Here is an 18,087-nt window from a genome sequence, read left to right as displayed (position 1 = left end):
GGCGCGTTTCGTGATGGTTTCCGGGCGTTTAGGAAGTCTCTCACGAAAAATTTGGGAGGATCCGGCAACTTAGTGCTTGAAGCCCGCGCCTGAATCGTCGATACCTCTCCCGCGCCAGAAATGAGAGCGCCATCAGTGTCTTAGGGTCCTCTTAGGATCCGCGTGACGCTCGGTGAAGATATCGCCTGAGGAGAAACACCATGAAGTGGGCTGCCCCGATCGTGTCCGAGATCTGCGTCGGCATGGAAGTGACGAGCTACGAGTCGGCCGAGATCGACACCTTCAACTGAGTTTTACGGACCGGGGATCTCGGGAGCCGCACATGCGCGTCGTGATCCTCGGTTCTGCGGCTGGCGGCGGCCTTCCCCAGTGGAATTGCCGTTGCCCCATATGTTCGCTGGCACGGTCCGAACCGGACCGGGTACGCCCTCGGACCCAGTCAAGTATCGCGGTCTCCGCCGACGGGTCTGATTGGCTGCTCATCAATGCCTCGCCGGACATCCGGCAACAGCTCTTCGACAATGCCCAGATGCACCCGCGCGAGGGCCTGCGCCATTCGCCGATCAGGGCGGTGCTGCTGACGAACGGGGATGTCGACCACGTTGCAGGTCTCCTGACCCTCCGCGAAGGCCAGCCCTACACGCTCTACGGCACCCGCGGCATTCTCGAATCGGTGAATGCCAACCGCGTGTTCGACGTGATGGCCGAGGGCGTGGTCGCCCGCCAGCCGATCGGGATGGATCAGCGTTTCGAGCCCCTGCCCGGCCTGTCGGTCACCCTTTTCCCCGTTCCCGGCAAGGTTCCGCTCTGGCTCGAGGACGAGACCCTGGAGATCGGCGCCGAGACCGAGACCACGGTCGGCGCATTGATCGAGGCCGGTGGCCGGCGCCTCGCCTACATCCCCGGCTGTGCCCGGGTAACGGACGGGCTGCGCGCCCGCATCGCCGGCGTGGACGCGCTGCTGTTCGACGGCACCGTCCTGCACGACGACGACATGATCCGGGCGGGCGTCGGCACCAAGACCGGCTGGCGCATGGGCCATGTGCCGATGCGCGGTGAGAACGGCTCGATCGACGCCCTGGGGGCCGTCGAGATCGGGCGCCGTATCTTCGTGCACATCAACAACACCAATCCGGTCCTGGTCGAAGGTTCTCCGGAACGGGCGGATGTCGAGGCCGCCGGCTGGACCGTGGCGCATGACGGCCTGAGTCTGTCGCTTTGAGGCTGTGACGACAGTGGAGCGCTCGTAGAATCCGGTCGACCCCTTCCGCATCCTCATCCTGAGGCGTCCGAGGAGGACTCCGTCGCGGCATCGCCGCGCCCCAGGCTGAGGTCGGGCCTTGAGTCTCCGTCGCATCGGGTGAGGTGCCTCGGCGACCGAGAGACCGGACGGGTTTCGTACGCGCCCTGTGTCGCAGGCGCTGGCCGCGCGAATGGGGCACGCGTCCGGGTCATCCGGTTGGGCCTGGAAGCCGCCGGCACTATATTGTCGTTGAAGCACGGCATTCGCCCCGTTGCCGAGGGCGGAACGACCGCACAGGAAACGCGACCCGAGTACGGACGCCGGAAACGCCATGAACGCAGTCTTCCCGACCCCCGACACCGCCGACAGCCAGCGTCTCCTGAGCCCCGCGGAGCTGGAAGCCGCCCTGCGCGACATCGGCGCGCGCCGCTACCACAACCTGCATCCGTTCCACCGCCTGCTCCATGACGGCAAGCTGTCGAAGGATCAGGTCCGGGCCTGGGCCTTGAACCGCTACTACTACCAGGCGATGATTCCGGTGAAGGATGCCGCCGTGCTGGCGCGCATGACCGACGCGGCGCTGCGGCGGATCTGGCGCCAGCGCATCGTCGACCATGACGGCGACCACGAGGGTGACGGCGGTATCGAGCGGTGGCTCAAGCTTGCGGAGGGCGTCGGCTTCGACCGCGACTATGTCCTGTCGACCCGCGGCATTCTCTCGGCCACGAAGTTCTCGGTCGAGGCCTATGTGCACTTCGTCACCGAGAAGACGCTCCTGGAGGCGATCGCCTCGTCGCTGACCGAGATGTTCTCGCCGACGATCATCTCGGAGCGTGTCGCCGGGATGCTGAAGAACTATGACTTCATCACCAAGGAGACGCTGGCGTATTTCGACAAGCGTCTCACCCAGGCGCCGCGGGATGCCGATTTCGCCCTGGACTACGTCAAGCAGCACGCGACCACGCCGGAGCTGCAGCGGAAGGCCATGGCGGCGCTGACATTCAAGTGCAACGTCCTCTGGACGCAGCTCGACGCCCTGTACTTCGCCTACGTTTCCCCCGGGATGGTCCCCCCGGACGCGTGGCGACCGGGCGAGGGCCTCGTGAACGAGGCATCTCCGGCCCGGGTGGGCGGGAACCGGAAGATGGCGGCCGGCGACCGTCCGCGGCTGCCGCGCGGCGTCCGGCTGCGCAACGACGAAACCCGCGGCAAGTGGGTTCTGCTCGCCCCCGAGCGCACCTTCGATCTCGACGACAACGCCGTCGCGGTGCTCAAGCTCGTGGACGGCGCGCGCAGCGTCGCCGACATCGCGGACGAACTCGGAAAGACGTACGCGGCCGAGCCGCGGGCCATTGAGGCCGACATCCTTGTGATGCTCGACGGCCTCGCGGAGAAACGGGTTCTTGAGCGATGAATGCGCTGACGCCGAACCGGCCCGATGCGCCGGCCCCGGTGGGTCTGCTCGCTGAGCTGACCCATCGCTGCCCGCTGCGCTGCCCTTATTGCTCGAATCCGCTGGAACTCGACCGCCGGTCGGGCGAGCTCGACACGCAGACGTGGCAGCGCGTGCTCGGGGAGGCCGCGGCCCTCGGCGTCCTGCACGTGCACCTGTCCGGCGGCGAGCCGACGGCACGCAACGACATCGTCGAGATCACCAAGACCTGCGCCGATCTCGGCCTCTACTCGAACCTGATCACCTCCGGCGTCGGCGGGGCGCTCGCGAAGCTCCAGGCGCTCTACGATGTCGGGCTCGACCACGTGCAGCTCTCGGTGCAGGGCGTCGACGCGCAGAATGCCGAGAAGATCGGCGGCCTCAAGAACGCCCAGCCGCAGAAGTTCGAGTTCGCCGCCAAGGTTGTCGAACTCGGCCTGCCCCTGACGCTGAATTCGGTGATTCACCGCGGCAACATCCACGAGGTGGCGGGCTTCATCGACCTCGCGGTGAAGATGGGCGCCAAGCGGCTCGAGGTGGCGCACACGCAGTATTACGGCTGGGCCTACGTCAACCGCGCGGCGCTGATGCCCGACAAGGCGCAGGTGGACGAGTCGATCCGGATCGTCGAGGCAGCCCGGGAGCGCCTGAAGGGCCAGCTCGTCATCGACCTCGTCGTGCCGGACTATTATGCGAAATATCCCAAGGCCTGCGCGGGCGGCTGGGGCCGCAAGCTGATGAACGTGACGCCCCAGGGCAAGGTCCTCCCCTGCCACGCGGCGGAGACGATCCCGGGGCTGGAATTCTGGAACGTCAACGATCACACGCTGGGCGAGATCTGGCGCGACTCGCCCGCCTTCACCGCCTATCGCGGCACCGACTGGATGAAGGAGCCCTGTCGCTCCTGCGACCGGCGCGAGAAGGACTGGGGCGGTTGCCGCTGTCAGGCCCTGGCCCTCGCCGGGGACGCGGCCGCCACCGATCCTGCCTGCTCGCTCTCCCCGCTCCACGCCAAGGTGCGGGCCCTTGCCGCGGAGGAAGCTGCGGAAAACCCGCCGGATTACATTTATCGGACGATCGGCAGCAACGTTCGGTCGCCGCTCAAGGAGGAAGTCCACTCGTGAGAGGTCTTGTCGTAAAGGGTCTTGCTACGACGTCCGTCGCGCTCGGGCTGGCCGTGCTGCCGGCCCTCGCCGAGGATGCGTCGAAGCCCGCCATCGTGACCCAGGCCAACGCGGCCGCTGCGCCGTCCGCCGCGGATCTGCTGTTCGACCAGCCGCATATGAAGAATGCGGCGCCGGGGTCGACGCTGACCTATGATTATCTGCGCCGTTCGGGCATCGCGAAGGGGCCGTTCGGGGCGCCGCTGGAAGACACGGTCCAGCTGAAGGTCGAGCCCGGAAAGAGCGCGGAAGGCCGGGATATCAGCGTCGTGATGTTTTCCGGGCTGAACCGTGTGCCGGCCGGCCCGTTCGAGGACATGGCGGGTAACCCCATCGTCTCCCTGTTCCTGGAGAACCACCTGCGTGGCTTGGCCAAGGTGTTGGAGGCCAATCCGCGCTACCTCAAGCTCGCCATCCGCAAGGGTCTGCGTGAGAAGGCGACCGTGACGCCGACGAAGGTGACGGTCGGCGGCCGCGAAGTCGACGGCTGGCGCGTGGTAACGAAGCCCTTTCAGGGTGACTCCATGGCGCAGCGCATGCGCGGCCTGGACGACATGACCTATACCTTCGTCACTGCCCCGTCCGTCCCGGGTGAGATCGTCTCGATCGAGGCGTCGTCGAAGAGCGCGGATGGCGGTGAGTTGCTTGAGGAGAAGCTGAACTATGATCAGAAGGCTGGCTGAACGGGGCGCCCTGGCTGCCCTCGCCCTGACGCTGTCGGGCTTGGCCGGCTGGGCCGCCGAGGAGAATGATTACCCGACCGACGCGCGGGTCGATTACGTGTTCGGCTGCATGGCCGCCAACGGCCAGACTCGCGAGAGCCTGCAGAAATGCTCCTGCTCGCTCGACCAGCTCGCCGCGATCCTGCCGTACGACAAGTACGTCCAGGCGAGCACCATCCTGTCGATGCGACAGGGCATCGGCAACCGGGCGAACGAGTTCAAGTCGACCAAAATCTTCGACGACAAGGTGGCGGACCTGCGCCGCGCCCAGGCCGAAGCCGAGATTCGCTGCTATCACGGCTGAGTTGCGAGGCGAGGCCGGCGTTGCGCCGGCCTCGCGATTCGCGCACACCGGCTCCCGAACCGCGCTCGTGAACGGGACCCGCACCGTGACACCCTCCTCCAGCCTGTCCGCTCTGCTGCCTTCTCTGGGCGGCCGCACGCTGGTCATGGGCATCCTCAACGTCACGCCCGATTCCTTCTCGGACGGTGGGTTGTTCGCCGGGGAGGCCGAAGCCGTGGCCCAGGCCGAGCGCCTCGTCGCAGAGGGCGCGGCGATACTCGACATCGGTGGGGAGTCCACCCGGCCCGGTCACGTTCCGGTCCCGGCCGAGGAGGAGCAGGCGCGCGTCTTGCCGGTGATCCGGGCAATCGCGCCCCGTCTGCCGGTGCCGATTTCCATCGACACCTACAAGGCGTCCACGGCCCGCCTCGCGCTGGAGGCCGGTGCCCGGATCGTGAATGACGTCTGGGGGCTCCAGCGTGAGCCCGACATCGCCTCCGTGGCGGCGGCGCACGGCGCGCCCGTGATCATCATGCACAACCGGGAGACGATCGACCCGGATCTCGACATCGTGGCCGACATGCTCGCCTTCTTCGAGCGGTCCCTCACCATCGCCCATCGCGCCGGCCTCGCCGATTCCGAGATCGTGCTCGACCCGGGTGTCGGCTTCGGCAAGAGCTGGAACCAGCATCTCGAGGCGCTGCGGCGGCTGCCCGAGATCCGCGCCCTCGGGTTTCCGGTCCTGGTCGGTGTTTCCCGCAAGTCGCTTCTCGGACGCCTGCATGATCGCGAGACCCGGCCGGCGGACCGTCTAACCGGCTCCCTCGCGGCCCACGCCGTCGCGGCGACGCTCGGTGCCGACATCGTGCGCGTGCATGACGTTGCGGCGCATGTCGACGCGATGCGCGTCGTCGATGCCGTGATGCGGCCGGAGGCGCGCTGAGCATGGCCGGCGACCTGATCCGCGTCACCCGCATCGCGGTGTTCGGCCGACACGGCGTGCTGGCCGAAGAGGCCGTGCTCGGCCAGCGCTTCTACATTTCCCTCGAAGCGCAGCTCGACCTCGGCGCGGCGGGCCGCTCGGATGATGTGGCCGGCACGGTGAGCTACGCCGATCTCACCGCGGTGGCGGTCGCGATCGCCACCGAGCATCGATTCAACCTGATCGAAGCCCTGGCCGAAGCCATCGCCGCGGAGATCCTGGCGCGTTTCACGCTGATCGACGCCGTCACGGTCCGCGTCGACAAGCCGAGCGCTCCCGTTCCCGCCATTCTGGACAGTGTCAGCATCGAGATCATGCGTCGTCGCGGAGCCGGCCGATGAGGGCCTATCTCGGTATCGGCAGCAATGTCGGCGACATGGCCGCGATGCTCGACCGCGCGGTCGCGGGCCTCGCGGCGGATCCGGGCATCACCCTCATCGCCCGGTCCTCCGACTACCGCACGCCGCCCTGGGGCAAGACCGATCAGCCTTGGTTCCTCAACGGGGCCGTGGCGGTGGAGACGAGTCTCGATCCGCACGGCCTGCTCGACGCCTGCCTCCGCGTGGAGCACGATCTCGGCCGGGTCCGCGAGGAGCGCTGGGGGCCGCGGGTGATCGACATCGACGTCCTGGCCTACGAGGGCGCCGCCGTCGACGACGCGCGTCTCGTTCTGCCGCACCGCTATGTCCGTGAACGGGCCTTCGTGCTGGTGCCGTTGGCCGAGATCGCACCCGACCTCGTGATCGGCGGCGAGCGCGTGGTGGATGCCTTGGCGAAGCTCGACCGAACCGGCATCGCGCGCGTCTGAGCCGACCCGGCCGGGTCGCCGTCGAGCGGCGACCCGCAACGGTGCATCAGCGCTCGGCCGGCTCCGCGAGCTTGTTGTCATCCTCTTCGAGGAGCGGCACGTCGTAGGCGCGCAGGACCGCGTCGATATCGGCCTTACGCTTGCGCAGGACGGTGTTCAGCGAGCGCTTCCAATCGTTCTCGCCGATCCGCACGCCCATGGCGATCCGGTAGGCCATCGGCGGCCGCTCCGGCTCCTTGAGCAGGGGCACGACATTCATCGCAACGCCCGATTGCTTGGCGAGCCAGCCCGCCGCAGGCCCCCACAGCACGGCCGCGTCGATCTCCTTGGCGGCCAGCGCCGCGATGATCTCGGCGGCAACCGTCTGATGCTTGCGGGCCGGGTCGAGCTGATAGGGGGCGTAGGCCTTCATGGTCGAGACGAGGCCGAGATCTCCCATGCGGTTGACCGGCGGCGTCCCGGCGATCACGCCGATGCTCTTGCCTTTCAGGCGCGGATCGTCGAGGGCGGTCACGCCCTCGTACTCACCCTTGCGCGTGACCAGCGTATAGGCAGACCGATAATAGGGATTGGTGGTCTGGACGAGGTCGCTGCCGAAGGCCTGACCCATGATCAGATCGCAGAGGCCGGTCCCGAGCGTATTGCGCACGAAGCCGGGACCCTGGGTCAGCCAGTAGTAGCGGACCTTGATCTTCAATTCGTCGGCGATGATCGCCGCGATCTTGTTCTCGAAGCCGTCCTCCTTGCGTTCGGAGAACGGCATGTTGCCCGGATCCCCGCAGACGCGCAGCACGTCCGTGGTGACCGTATCCGGCAGATGCTGGGCGAGAGCCCCCTGTGCCCCGGTGAATGTCAGGGCGCAGAGGACGGCGATCCGGGCAAGAGACGACATCAGCCGCCCATGCATTCCTTCTCGGCCTTCTTGGCCGTGTCGGGCTTGTCCTCATGATCCGACGGACGGATACGTCCGATCGCCCCGGCGGCGCGCGCCTTGAGGTAGACGTACAGGTCGTCCGAGTAGCACATGACGTTCTTGTTGTCGCCGAAGGCCGGCATCACCTTCTGCTCGGCGGAGTTCACCTCCTGCTTGCCGCCCGCCAGGATGCCGATGAACTCCTCGTAGGAGAGGTGCTTCAGCGAATCCTTCAGCGCCGGCGCGTAGGTCGAACCCATGCCGTCCGGACCGTGGCAGACGTGGCACTCGGCGTGATAGCGGCGGTAGCCCGAGTAGGTGTACCAGTCGAGCATCTTGCCGTCCTGGGTCACGTGGAACGTCGGGTGGCCGTCGGCATCGAAATACTTGCCGTCCTCGACCTTCGTCGCAGCATCCTGCTTCAGCAGCTTGGGATCCTGCTCGGCGGTCTTGTCGTTCGCGTTCAAGGAATTGGCGAGCTTGGGGTCGGCGGGCTTGGCATCCTCAGCATGTACGGCAACCGTCGAGACGGTCGCTAGGGCGAGGGCGGCGATAACCGGCCGCGTTACGATCTTGCTGAGGTTGAGCAACGCATGTGTCTCCCTGGATCGAGGCTCTTCGTCTCCCTCGAGCCGCAGCCTCTTGCGAGAAAGTCTAATCACAAGGATGCCGGCGCGGGAACCCGCGCCGGCACCGTTTTTCACGTCTAACCCTGCGGCCGATTAGTTCGGCAGGGCGAAGACCGTCAGCTGGCCACCGAGGTTGGTGTACTGCGACAGAGCCGCGTAGCCACCCACCGCGCCGAGGCCGGCGTTCGGGTCGGTCAGGCCGGCCGCGAGGCCGATGCCAGCCCAGCCGCCGACGCCCGACAGGACGCCCACGTACTGCTTGCCCTTGTGCTGGTAGGTCATCACGTTACCGATGATGCCCGACGGGGTCTTGAACTTGAACAGCTCCTTGCCGGTCTTGTCGTCGACCGCCTTCAGGTAGCCCTCAAGCGTGCCGTAGAACACGACGTCGCCAGCGGTGGCCAGAGCACCGGACCACACCGAGAACTGCTCGGCGTTGGACCACTTGATCTTGCCGTTGACGCCATCCCACGCGATGAAGTTGCCCATGCCGCCGTGCGAGTTCGGGGCCGGGTACATCGAGAGGGTCGCACCGACGTAGGGCTGGCCCGGGGTGTAGGTCACCCGGAACGGCTCGTAGTCCATGCAGACGTGGTTGGTGGGCACGTAGAACAGGTTGGTCTTCGGCGAGAAGGCCGCAGGCTGCTGATCCTTGGTGCCCAGCGCCGCCGGGCAAATGCCCTTGGAGTTGGTGTCCTCACCGTTCTGCTCGGTCGAGTACTTCGACACGACCAGCGGACGGCCGTAGTTCTTCGAGCCCTTGTCCATGTCGACCTTGGACGCCCAGTTGACGGCCGGGTCGAACTTCTCGGCGACGAGCAGGGCGCCGGTCTCGCGGTTCAGCGTGTAGCCGAAGCCGTTACGGTCGAAGTGGGTCAGGAGCGGCTGGTCCTTGCCGTCAACCTTCTGATCCGTGAGAATCATCTCGTTGATGCCGTCGTAGTCCCACTCGTCGTGCGGGGTCATCTGGTAGACCCACTTGGCCATGCCGGTATCCGGGTTACGCGCCCAGATGGTCATGGACCACTTGTTGTCGCCCGGACGCTGCTTGGGGTTCCAGGTCGAGGGGTTGCCCGAGCCGTAGTACATCAGGTCGAGCTTCGGGTCGTACGAGAACCAGCCCCAGGTGCAGCCGCCGCCGGTCTTCCACTGATCGCCTTCCCAGGTCTTCAGCGAGGAGTCCTTGCCGATCGGCTTGCCGAGCGACGTGGTCTTCTCCGGGTCCACGATCATCTGATCGTCCGGGCCCTCGGAGTAGCCGCGCCACACCTTCTTGCCGGTCTTCAGGTCGTAGGCGGTGACGTGGCACTGCACGCCGAACTCGCCGCCGGAGATGCCGACGATGACCTTGTCCTTCACGGGCAGAACCGTGGCGGTGTTGGTCTCGCCCTTCTTCGGATCGCCGTTCACGACCGACCAGTTGACCTTGCCGGTCTTGGCGTCGAGCGACACGAGGGTGGTGTCGGCCTGGTGCAGGAGGATGGCGCCGTCGGCGTAGGCCAGGCCACGGTTGACCGTGTCACAGCACATGACCGGGATCACGGACGGATCCTGCTTCGGCTCGTACTTCCAGATGATCTTCGCCTCGTGGTCGAGGTCGAGGGCGTACACGATGTTCGGGAACGGCGTGTGCACGTACATGATATTGCCGACGACGAGCGGCGAGCCCTCGTGGCCGCGCAGAACGCCGGTCGAGAACGTCCAGGCAACCTGGAGATCCTTGACGTTCTTGGCGTTGATCTGGTCGAGCTTCGAATAACGCGTATTCGCGTAATCTACCGTCTGAAGAACCTGTTCCGCCGGGTTGGCGATGCCCTTCATGACGCTTTCATTGGCCAGCGCCGGCGCGGCGACGGCCGCGACACCTGCGCCGAGCGCAAGGAGATGTACCGCTCTCATGGGTTCCTCCGACAAGTCTTGAGAGTATTTGCGACGCGCAGCGATAACGGCGTCACGCGGACTCCGACCTGACTGTTTGCGACAGGGATGGACGCCTCGGTAGCGGGCATAGTGGACTTCGAGGAGATCTACTGATCCCCTAGCCAGGAACCGCCATCCCTGAGGCGGCTCCCTCGAAACCGAGGCTTGAACGGACCTTAAGAGATTTTTGAGCGCCGTCAACTCGCCGTTCGAGGGCTGTGGTCACACGGTGAAAGCTTCTCTTCGCATGACAAAGGCACGGTCGATGTCATGCGTTTGCGAAAAGAAATGCTGCGATGCACAAGGAGCTTGCCGTTCTTTGAGGCAGAACTGACGGAGACGTCGGCGCCTCCCATGCGGATCTTGCAAACGAACAAGCTTTGCTGGGTGTCTGCATGCGCCGCCCGCTTGGTCTGGCCGCATGGCGGGTCGAAACGAACGCGCGGGACTTCGGCGAGTCAACTGCACTGCAGAATGGTCCGAAGCCCGTTCATTGCCGAATTTTCCCGGTTTGCATGTCTGCGCCCAGTCGCCGCATCCGAATTTTTCGCGGATCCGGTCCGTCGCAGCCGGCGTCAGGCGCGACAAATTGCCGAATCGTCCCGGGTCCGGAACGATCGGTTTTCGGCCGGGCCGATGCCGCCGGGGGGCCTGATTGTCAGGTGTGCTGTGTTGGACGGGGCGTCAGAGCCCGCCGACCGGTCCCGTGCTCTCGAACTCGGCGACGTCGCCGACCAGATCCGTCACGGAGATGTTGAGCCGGCGGCCATTGGAGAGCCTGAGCTGGGCATCCGGTTCGAGCCATATCGGCCGGAGGCCTGCTGAACTGCCGTAGAGGTTGCCGTACGCGACGATGCCGCCTTCGCGCCGCTCGACCACGAGCCGGTAGCGGACGCGGGCCGGTTCACAGCCCTCCGCCGATACGAGACCGCGCCCCGTCAGCGTCTTCAGGATCTCGTTGGATTCGAACATACGCGGGGCGCAAGGGCGGGACTAAGCGGCAATCCGATTGCCATTTAATCCCGGCCCTTCTGCGAGTCACGCCCGAGCGCGTCATTTGTCCCGTTGCAGGCTCGGCGCTGTCATCCGGCCCGCTCGACGCCGTCCGGCGCGGTGTCCCCCTGGGGCGGGCGCACCACGATGCGGCCGGCCTCGACGGAGAGCGCCAGACGTCCCTGCTTCAGAGCCAGGGCCTTGTCCCCGAACAGGGTCCGGCGCCAGCCCTGGAGGGCCGGAACCTCGGCGGTATCGTCATCGGCGATCGCCTCCAGGTCGTCGACCGTCGCGATGATCTTGGGCGCGACGCCCTCCGTCTCGCAGACCGCTTTGAGCAGCACCTTCAGCAACTCGACGATGGCCCCGTTGCCCCCGCTCCGCCGCACCCGCTCGGGCATCCGGACGGCGCTGGTGTCGCGAGCGAGGCCGCGCTCCACGGCAGCGACGATGTCGGCCCCGGTCCGGGACCGCTCGAAGCCCGCCGGGATCGTCCGCAGCCGCCCGAGCGCCTCGGCGTTCCGAGGCGCCGCGGATGCGATATCGATGACCGCTTCGTCCTTCAGGATCCGCCCGCGCGGAACGTTGCGCGCCTGCGCCTCGCTCTCGCGCCACGCGGCCACTTCCATCAGCACGGCGATTTCCCGCGGCTTGCGCATCCGCCCGGAGAGCCGCCGCCACGCCTGGGCGGGATCGGCACGGTACGTCTCGGGCGAGGTCAGCACCGCCATCTCCTCGTCGAGCCACGCGCCCCGGTCGGTGCGCAGCAGCTCGGCCACGAGAACCTCGTAGATCCTCACGAGGTGGGTGACGTCCGACAGCGCGTAGCTCAACTGCGCCTCGGAGAGCGGTCGCCGCGACCAGTCGGTGAACCGCGAAGACTTGTCGATCTTGGCCTTGGCGACGTCGTTGACGAGCTGCTCGTACGAGACGGAATCGCCGTAGCCGCAGACCATGGCGGCGACCTGCGTATCGAAGAACGGATGCGGCAGAATCCCGCCGATCAGCCAGATGATCTCCAGATCCTGACGGGCGGAGTGGAACACCTTGACCGTACGCTCGTCGGCCATGAGCGCGATGAAGGGTTCGAGGTCGATTCCCGGCGCCAGCGGATCGACCAGGACGCCTGTGCCGTCCGGGGCCGCCATCTGGATCAGGCAGAGTTTCGGATAGTACGTCGTCTCGCGCATGAACTCCGTGTCGACGGTCACGAAGGGTTGCTCGGCGAGACGTGTGCAGATCTGGCGCAGCGCGTCAGTGGTGGTGATCAGGTCCATGCATCGGCTATACGCAACCGCAGCCGACATGGGGAGACGCACCCGCTCGGGTCCCCATCTTTCGCGCGCGTTCCGTTACCGCCGCGCGACGTTCGTCACGCCGGAGACCCCACAGCCGCCTTTCGGCGCAGCCGCGTCTGCCGGCGGATCCGCAGGGCGTCGGCCCGTCGCTGCGCCTCCGCGCGCCCGAGCAGACGGTCGAGGATCCCGGTCTCGATACGCTCACCGGTCGCCCCATCGACGAGCCGGCGGATCCGGTCGACCCGGAACCCGCGATAGCCGCCGCGTCGCGCGTCGATGCCGCCGAGCAGTGTCCGGCCCGGACCGAGCCTCAGCTCGCGCGCGTCGAGGGAGCGGTTGCTCCAGGCGCCGGCCGCGTCCTCGTAGACGAGGCTGAAATGGCCTGCGAGGGGCAGGGTCCGCCACCCGACAGGAGCGCTTCCAGGCGCGGGCCTCGCGGGTCGCTCCGGCGCGAAAAAAACGTTTTCTTTCATGAACATCATATGGGGATTCGAGGGTCCGCCCGGTAGGCCGCACGGCGATTGCGGCGCGGCTTTCGGAGCGGTCCTGCTTGCCGCGCGCTTGACTTGGGGGGCCTTGCGTGAATGGTGCCGGCCTTCCCTCAGAAGAAGCCCATCATGCACCGTTACCGTTCCCACACCTGCGGGGCGCTCCGCCCGTCCGACGTCGGGCAGAGTGTCCGCCTCTCCGGCTGGTGCCACCGCATCCGCGACCACGGGGGCGTGCTGTTCGTGGATCTGCGGGACCATTACGGCCTGACGCAGTGCGTGATCGATTCCGATTCCCCGGCCTTCAAGGCCGCCGAGGCGGTGCGCTCGGAATGGGTCGTGCGGATCGACGGCCGCGTCCGCACGCGCCCGGCCGGCACCGAGAATGCCGAGCTGCCGACCGGCGCGGTCGAGGTCTACATCGACGACCTCGAGGTGCTCGGCCCGGCGGGCGAGCTGCCCCTGCCGGTCTTCGGAGACCTCGAATACCCCGAGGAGACGCGGCTGCGGTACCGCTTCCTCGACCTGCGTCGGGAGAAGCTCCACGCCAACATCATGAAGCGTGGCGCGATCATCGATTCGCTCCGCCGCCGGATGCGCGACGGCGGCTTCTTCGAGTTCCAGACCCCGATCCTGACCGCCTCCTCGCCCGAGGGCGCCCGCGACTACCTCGTGCCGTCGCGGGTCCATCCCGGCAAGTTCTACGCCCTCCCGCAGGCGCCGCAGCAGTTCAAGCAGCTGACGATGATCGCGGGCTTCGACCGCTATTTCCAGATCGCGCCCTGCTTCCGCGACGAGGACGCCCGGGCCGACCGCTCGCCGGGCGAGTTCTACCAGCTCGACATCGAGATGAGCTTCGTCACCCAGGAGGACGTGTTCCAGGCGGTGGAGCCGGTCCTTCGCGGGGTGTTCGAGGAGTTCGCCGACGGCAAGCGCGTCACGAAGGAATTCCCGCGCATCACCTACGCGGATTCGATGCTGAAATACGGTGTCGACAAGCCGGACCTGCGCAACCCGCTGATCATCGCCGACGTCACCGACCTGTTCGCCCGCGATGACGTGGCGTTCAAGGCGTTCAAGGGCGTGATCGCCTCCGGCGGCGCGGTCCGGGCGATTCCGGCGACTGGCGCGGCGGCGCAGTCGCGCTCGTTCTTCGACAGGCTCAACGACTGGGCCCGCTCCGAGGGCGCGCCGGGCCTCGGCTACGTCGTGTTCGAGGAGGAGAACGGTCAGCTCTCCGGCAAGGGGCCGATCGCCAAGTTCATCCCGGCCGAGGTTCAGGCGCTGATCGCCGAGCGGGCGGGCGCGAAGGCCGGCGACGCGGTGTTCTTCTCCGCCGGTCCCGAGGCCAAGGCTGCCGGCCTTGCCGGCAAGGCGCGCATCCGCATCGGCGACGAGCTGGGCCTCTGCGACAAGGACCAGTACGCGTTCTGCTGGATCACCGACTTCCCGATGTACGAGTGGAGCGAGGAAGAGAAGCGGATCGACTTCTCCCACAACCCGTTCTCGATGCCGAACATCGAGCGGGAGGAGTTCCTGGCGCTCGACCTCGAAGCCCTCGCCAGCGAGGATGAGAACGGCGCGAACACCAAGCGGATCCTCGGGATCAAGGCGTTCCAGTACGACATCGTCTGCAACGGCGTTGAGCTGTCCTCGGGCGCGATCCGCAACCATCGCCCGGACGTGATGGAGAAGGCCTTCGCCATCGCCGGCTACGGCCACGAGGTGCTGGAGCAGAAGTTCGGCGGCATGCTGAATGCGCTCCGCATGGGCGCCCCGCCGCACGGCGGCATCGCGCCGGGTGTGGACCGCATCGTCATGCTCCTGTGCAACGAGCCGAACATCCGCGAGGTGGTGCTGTTCCCGATGAACCAGCGCGCCGAGGACCTGATGATGGGCGCGCCCTCGGAGGCGACCCCGAAGCAGCTGCGCGAGCTGCACATCCGCCTCAACCTGCCCGAGAAGAAGGCCTGAGGTCCGCTTAGACCGGCCGCGGACCGGCCGCGCGGTGCCGAGCCTCGTCGCGATCGTCGTCGCCCACGACAGCGCCGCGGTGCTGCCCGGCTGCCTCGCCGCGCTCGCCGGTCAGCACGTCCCGGCGATCGTGGTCGACAATGCCAGCCGCGACGCCTCCGCGGCGGTCGCGGAAGCCGCCGGCGCGCAGGTGATCCGCAACGCCCGCAACGAGGGCTACGGCCGCGCCAACAACCGGGGCGTCCGGGCCGCCGAGACGGCGGAGCACATCCTGATCGTCAACCCGGACGTGGTCCTGCGTCCGGGGGCGGTGGATGCCCTGCTGGAGGCCGCCCGGATGTGGCCCGATGCGGGCCTTCTGGCCCCGCGCCTCGTCGAATCCGATGGGCGCTTCTTCTTCCAGGCACGCTCGCTGCTGGCGCCCTATCTCGCCAATCCCGGCGGCCGGCCCGCGCTGCCCCAGGGCGATGCCTGCGCACCGTTCCTCTCCGGGGCCTGCCTGATGATGCCGCGCGCCCTGTTCCTGGATCTCGGCGGCTTCGACGAGAACATCTTCCTGTTCTACGAGGACGATGATCTCTGCCGGCGCGTCGCCGATCGCGGCCGAGCGCTGATCCACGTCCACGGTGCCGAAGCGCTGCACGGTCGCGGCCGGTCCTCGGCGCCGGAGCCGGGCCGCGTGTTCCGATCGCGCTGGCATCAGGCTTGGTCGCGCGCCTATGTCAGCCGCAAGTACGGCCTTCCCGACCCGAGCCGCGCCACCCTGATGACCAACGTCCCGAAGGCGCTGCTGTCGGCGCTGGTTCTGCGCCGGTCGGGCATGGAGCGCTACGGCGGCTCGGCCGCGGGCGCCCTCGCCTTCCTGCGCGGCCGCGACGCCCTGGCCCAAGAGGGCCTGACCGAATGAGCGCCTCGACGATCGCGGCCGCACTCGAAGCCCAGCGCAACGGCTTCACCGGCCTGCGGCTGATGCTGGCCCTGGCGGTCGTCGTGTCCCACGGGTTCAGCGTCGCGACCGGCGCGGCCGGCGACGAGCCTCTCGCCCGTCTGACCGGCTACACGCTCGGGGAGCACGCGGTGAACGGCTTCTTCGCCGTGTCGGGTTTCCTCGTCACCATGAGCTGCGACCGCCGCGGCATCCGCGACTACGCCATCGCCCGGACCCTGCGGATCCTGCCGGGACTCGTGGCGGCGACGCTGGTCGTATCGCTGGGGCTCGGCGCGGCCATGACCCGCCTGCCCGTCTCCGCGTATCTGGGCGACCCCGGCCTGTGGTCGTTCATCCGTGGGACGCTGACGACCTTCAAGAGCAACGCCGCCCTCCCCGGCGTCTTCGAGAGCAACCCGTACCGGGCGCCCCTCGGAACGGTCTGGACGCTGAAATACGAGGTGCTGTGCTATCTCGGCGTTCTCGTTGCCGCCCTGTGCGGTCTGCTCCGGCGGCGCTGGTCGGCCCTGATCATTGTCGTGGGCCTGGCGCTGGCGCTGGTCGTCATGGGCGCCCTGCGGGGCCTCGACCTGCCCAAGGGCACCGAGACGGCACTGCGCCTGCCGATGATCTTCGCGGCCGGGGCCGGGCTCTATCTGTGGCGCGCCCGCCTGCGGGTCTCGGCCGCCGCCCTCGCCTGCCTGGCCTTCGGCGCGTTGGTCCTCGCGCGGACACCGGCCTATCCGGCCCTGCTGTTCCTGGCCGAGGCTTACGGCGTGGTCTGGCTCGCCCTCGGCCCGTTGGCGCGTGGACCGTTCGATCCGCCGGCCGACCTGTCCTACGGGATCTATCTCTACGGCTGGCCGATCCAGCAGAGCCTGCATGCCCTGTGGCCGGACGTCTCGGGAGCCGCATTGCTGGCCCCCGCCCTCGCCCTGACCGTACCGGTCGCCGCCGTGTCCTGGTACGGAATCGAGCGGCCGGCCCTGGCGCTCAAGGTGCGGGCGCTGGGTCGGCGTCGCCTCGGCACGATCGAGCCCGCCGGATCGTGAGCGCCGACGGGCCGCTCTCGCCGCTGAAGGCGCTGGCCCTCGCGGCGCGGATGCTGGAGGCCAACGGCTTCACGGTCGTCGCCCGGAACGAACGCGGCGACAGCCTGTATCTGAAGCGGCCCGATGGCCCGTGGCACCTGCGCGTGTCGAACCACCCGCGCACTGCCAAGCAACGGTCCCGCCGCACCGATATTCTCGCAAGCCTCATCATCGACGGACCGCGCTCCCCGGAGCGACTTCGGATTCTCGTCGCAGAGGCCGTGCGCAACTTCCAGGGCGCTCTTGCCAGGAAGGGCGATCAGGCCTCCGCGGACGGGTCCCGGAAATAAGGCTCCACCGTACCCTTCAGCTTCACGGTCATCGGGTTGCCGGCCCGGTCGAGGGTCTTGCCGGCCGAGAGCCGGACCCAGCCCTCACTCACGCAATATTCCTCGACGTTGGTCTTCTCGACCCCTTTGAATCGGACGCCGACTCCGCGCTCCAGCGCCTTCTCGTCGTAGAACGGGCTGTTGGGGTTGGCGGCGAGGCGGTCGGGAGGCGTGTCGGTCATCGTCCAGGTCTCGGGTCGTCGTCGATTTGGGCCCCGCCGGTACGGGAATCCGCGCTGACGCGCAACGCCGCGAGCAGATCCGCGATCCGGCCGCTCTGCAGCAGCGGCACCAGCCGGGTGACCGTGTCGTGCGGCCGATCCCACCACGCCGCCGCCACGAGCGCCGCCACCGTGGCCGCGTCGAACCGGTGCCGCACCACCCGCGCCGGGTTGCCCGCCACGATGGCGTAGGGCGGCACGTCGCGCGTCACGACGGCCCTTGCCGCCACCACGGCCCCGTGCCCGACCGTGACGCCGGACAGGATCATGCAGCCGGACCCGAGCCAGACATCGTGCCCGATCACCACGTCGCCCCGGGAGGCATGGTAATCCTCGGGCGCCCGGGCATCCGGGAACAGCCCGCGCATGGCCGCAAATGGATAGGTCGACGCCCAGTCGAGCCGATGGTCGCCCCCGAGAAGGATCTCGACCTTGTCGGCGATGGAACAATACCGGCCGATCGTCAGCCGCCGCCCGCTCTCCGGGAAGCGGACTTTTGGACGCCCATACGAATAGGCGCCTATGGAGAAGCCGTAGGTCCTCGCCAGTTTGGCGAGGTGGAGCCGCGTCTCGTTGTGCGGGTTGCGCCCCCTGCGCAGCCGGTGCAACAGACCGGTCAAGACGCGAGCCCGTGCGAGGCGCGACCGCGTCGTCCTCGGTGAAAAAGGTG

Annotated in this window: 21 protein-coding genes; 13 read left to right on the top strand and 8 right to left on the bottom strand. The window is 67.6% G+C overall.

From position 1 onward, the window contains the following. Positions 1 to 200: 200 nt before the first annotated feature. The 9 genes from pqqA (at position 201) to folK (ending at position 6,633) form a co-directional block, all read left to right on the top strand. Positions 201 to 290 (top strand): pyrroloquinoline quinone precursor peptide PqqA, encoded by a 90-nt coding sequence (pqqA, locus tag ABIC70_RS13650; protein ID WP_012317526.1) that lies wholly within the window; start codon positions 201 to 203, stop codon positions 288 to 290. A gap of 32 nt (positions 291 to 322) precedes the next feature. After that, positions 323 to 1,222 carry a pyrroloquinoline quinone biosynthesis protein PqqB gene (pqqB, locus tag ABIC70_RS13645; protein WP_354439917.1) on the top strand — a complete coding sequence of 300 codons (900 nt, stop codon included), beginning with the start codon at positions 323 to 325 and terminating at the stop codon, positions 1,220 to 1,222. A 352-nt stretch (positions 1,223 to 1,574) separates the two neighbouring features. Then, on the top strand, positions 1,575 to 2,657 hold the full coding sequence (gene pqqC, locus ABIC70_RS13640; RefSeq protein WP_354439916.1) for a pyrroloquinoline-quinone synthase PqqC: 1,083 nt from the start codon (positions 1,575 to 1,577) through the stop codon (positions 2,655 to 2,657). Beyond that, positions 2,654 to 3,799 carry a pyrroloquinoline quinone biosynthesis protein PqqE gene (gene pqqE / locus ABIC70_RS13635; RefSeq protein ID WP_053608688.1) on the top strand — a complete coding sequence of 382 codons (1,146 nt, stop codon included), beginning with the start codon at positions 2,654 to 2,656 and terminating at the stop codon, positions 3,797 to 3,799. The genes pqqC and pqqE overlap by 4 nt, the downstream gene beginning before the upstream one ends. Continuing rightward, positions 3,796 to 4,521, top strand: coding sequence for a hypothetical protein (locus tag ABIC70_RS13630; RefSeq protein ID WP_043383720.1), 726 nt, complete (start codon positions 3,796 to 3,798; stop codon positions 4,519 to 4,521). The genes pqqE and ABIC70_RS13630 overlap by 4 nt, the downstream gene beginning before the upstream one ends. After that, positions 4,502 to 4,864, top strand: a complete 363-nt coding sequence (locus ABIC70_RS13625; protein WP_043383718.1) for a hypothetical protein — start codon at positions 4,502 to 4,504, stop codon at positions 4,862 to 4,864. The genes ABIC70_RS13630 and ABIC70_RS13625 overlap by 20 nt, the downstream gene beginning before the upstream one ends. An 85-nt stretch (positions 4,865 to 4,949) precedes the next feature. Continuing rightward, complete coding sequence (gene folP / locus ABIC70_RS13620) at positions 4,950 to 5,786, top strand: dihydropteroate synthase (RefSeq protein ID WP_053608703.1); 837 nt, start codon at positions 4,950 to 4,952, stop codon at positions 5,784 to 5,786. Between the two features lie 2 nt (positions 5,787 to 5,788). Next, positions 5,789 to 6,166, top strand: a complete 378-nt coding sequence (gene folB, locus ABIC70_RS13615; protein ID WP_043383712.1) for a dihydroneopterin aldolase — start codon at positions 5,789 to 5,791, stop codon at positions 6,164 to 6,166. Then, on the top strand, positions 6,163 to 6,633 hold the full coding sequence (gene folK, locus ABIC70_RS13610) for a 2-amino-4-hydroxy-6-hydroxymethyldihydropteridine diphosphokinase (RefSeq protein WP_053608686.1): 471 nt from the start codon (positions 6,163 to 6,165) through the stop codon (positions 6,631 to 6,633). The genes folB and folK overlap by 4 nt, the downstream gene beginning before the upstream one ends. A 46-nt stretch (positions 6,634 to 6,679) precedes the next feature. Here folK and xoxJ read toward each other — a convergent pair whose 3' ends face one another. The 6 genes from xoxJ to ABIC70_RS13580 form a co-directional block, all read right to left on the bottom strand. Then, positions 6,680 to 7,540, bottom strand: a complete 861-nt coding sequence (gene xoxJ / locus ABIC70_RS13605) for a rare earth element methanol dehydrogenase accessory protein XoxJ (RefSeq protein WP_043356681.1) — start codon at positions 7,538 to 7,540, stop codon at positions 6,680 to 6,682. Continuing rightward, the gene (locus tag ABIC70_RS13600) at positions 7,525 to 8,136 is read right to left on the bottom strand and encodes a c-type cytochrome, methanol metabolism-related (RefSeq protein WP_043383711.1); all 612 of its coding nucleotides are present in this window, start codon (positions 8,134 to 8,136) and stop codon (positions 7,525 to 7,527) included. Before ABIC70_RS13600 ends, xoxJ begins: the two co-directional genes overlap by 16 nt. A 132-nt stretch (positions 8,137 to 8,268) precedes the next feature. Further along, a complete protein-coding gene (gene xoxF1 / locus ABIC70_RS13595; protein WP_354439915.1) occupies positions 8,269 to 10,074 on the bottom strand; it encodes a lanthanide-dependent methanol dehydrogenase XoxF1 in 1,806 nt (601 codons plus the stop codon). Positions 10,075 to 10,779: 705 nt separating this feature from the next. After that, on the bottom strand, positions 10,780 to 11,067 hold the full coding sequence (locus ABIC70_RS13590) for a hypothetical protein (protein WP_053608684.1): 288 nt from the start codon (positions 11,065 to 11,067) through the stop codon (positions 10,780 to 10,782). Positions 11,068 to 11,177: 110 nt separating this feature from the next. Beyond that, a complete protein-coding gene (gene rnd / locus ABIC70_RS13585; RefSeq protein WP_043383710.1) occupies positions 11,178 to 12,365 on the bottom strand; it encodes a ribonuclease D in 1,188 nt (395 codons plus the stop codon). A 95-nt stretch (positions 12,366 to 12,460) separates the two neighbouring features. Next, the gene (locus ABIC70_RS13580; RefSeq protein WP_354439914.1) at positions 12,461 to 12,859 is read right to left on the bottom strand and encodes a hypothetical protein; all 399 of its coding nucleotides are present in this window, start codon (positions 12,857 to 12,859) and stop codon (positions 12,461 to 12,463) included. 144 nt (positions 12,860 to 13,003) lie between these two features. Here ABIC70_RS13580 and aspS point away from each other — a divergent pair, with 144 nt between their 5' ends. From aspS to ABIC70_RS13560, 4 genes are read left to right on the top strand one after another with little or no spacing between them, the layout of a single operon-like run. Continuing rightward, positions 13,004 to 14,848: an aspartate--tRNA ligase gene (gene aspS / locus ABIC70_RS13575; RefSeq protein WP_354439913.1), complete on the top strand. Its 1,845-nt coding sequence runs from the start codon at positions 13,004 to 13,006 to the stop codon at positions 14,846 to 14,848. A gap of 34 nt (positions 14,849 to 14,882) precedes the next feature. Continuing rightward, on the top strand, positions 14,883 to 15,755 hold the full coding sequence (locus ABIC70_RS13570; protein ID WP_053608682.1) for a glycosyltransferase family 2 protein: 873 nt from the start codon (positions 14,883 to 14,885) through the stop codon (positions 15,753 to 15,755). Beyond that, positions 15,752 to 16,828 (top strand): acyltransferase family protein, encoded by a 1,077-nt coding sequence (locus tag ABIC70_RS13565; protein ID WP_354439912.1) that lies wholly within the window; start codon positions 15,752 to 15,754, stop codon positions 16,826 to 16,828. Before ABIC70_RS13570 ends, ABIC70_RS13565 begins: the two co-directional genes overlap by 4 nt. Continuing rightward, positions 16,825 to 17,157: a type II toxin-antitoxin system HicA family toxin gene (locus ABIC70_RS13560; RefSeq protein WP_043755601.1), complete on the top strand. Its 333-nt coding sequence runs from the start codon at positions 16,825 to 16,827 to the stop codon at positions 17,155 to 17,157. Before ABIC70_RS13565 ends, ABIC70_RS13560 begins: the two co-directional genes overlap by 4 nt. Here ABIC70_RS13560 and ABIC70_RS13555 read toward each other — a convergent pair. Both ABIC70_RS13555 and ABIC70_RS13550 read right to left on the bottom strand, forming a co-directional pair. Further along, positions 17,127 to 17,378 carry a DUF3297 family protein gene (locus tag ABIC70_RS13555; RefSeq protein ID WP_043353490.1) on the bottom strand — a complete coding sequence of 84 codons (252 nt, stop codon included), beginning with the start codon at positions 17,376 to 17,378 and terminating at the stop codon, positions 17,127 to 17,129. The genes ABIC70_RS13560 and ABIC70_RS13555 overlap by 31 nt on opposite strands. Further along, positions 17,375 to 18,025, bottom strand: coding sequence for a CatB-related O-acetyltransferase (locus ABIC70_RS13550; RefSeq protein WP_051044887.1), 651 nt, complete (start codon positions 18,023 to 18,025; stop codon positions 17,375 to 17,377). Before ABIC70_RS13550 ends, ABIC70_RS13555 begins: the two co-directional genes overlap by 4 nt. Between the last annotated feature and the right edge of the window lie 62 nt (positions 18,026 to 18,087).

Source organism: Methylobacterium sp. 1973 (assembly GCF_040545035.1).
In the GTDB taxonomy this organism is placed as follows: domain Bacteria; phylum Pseudomonadota; class Alphaproteobacteria; order Rhizobiales; family Beijerinckiaceae; genus Methylobacterium; species Methylobacterium fujisawaense.
The sequence above is the reverse complement of the archived record's forward strand: the minus strand, read 5'-3'. Positions and strand labels throughout refer to the sequence as shown.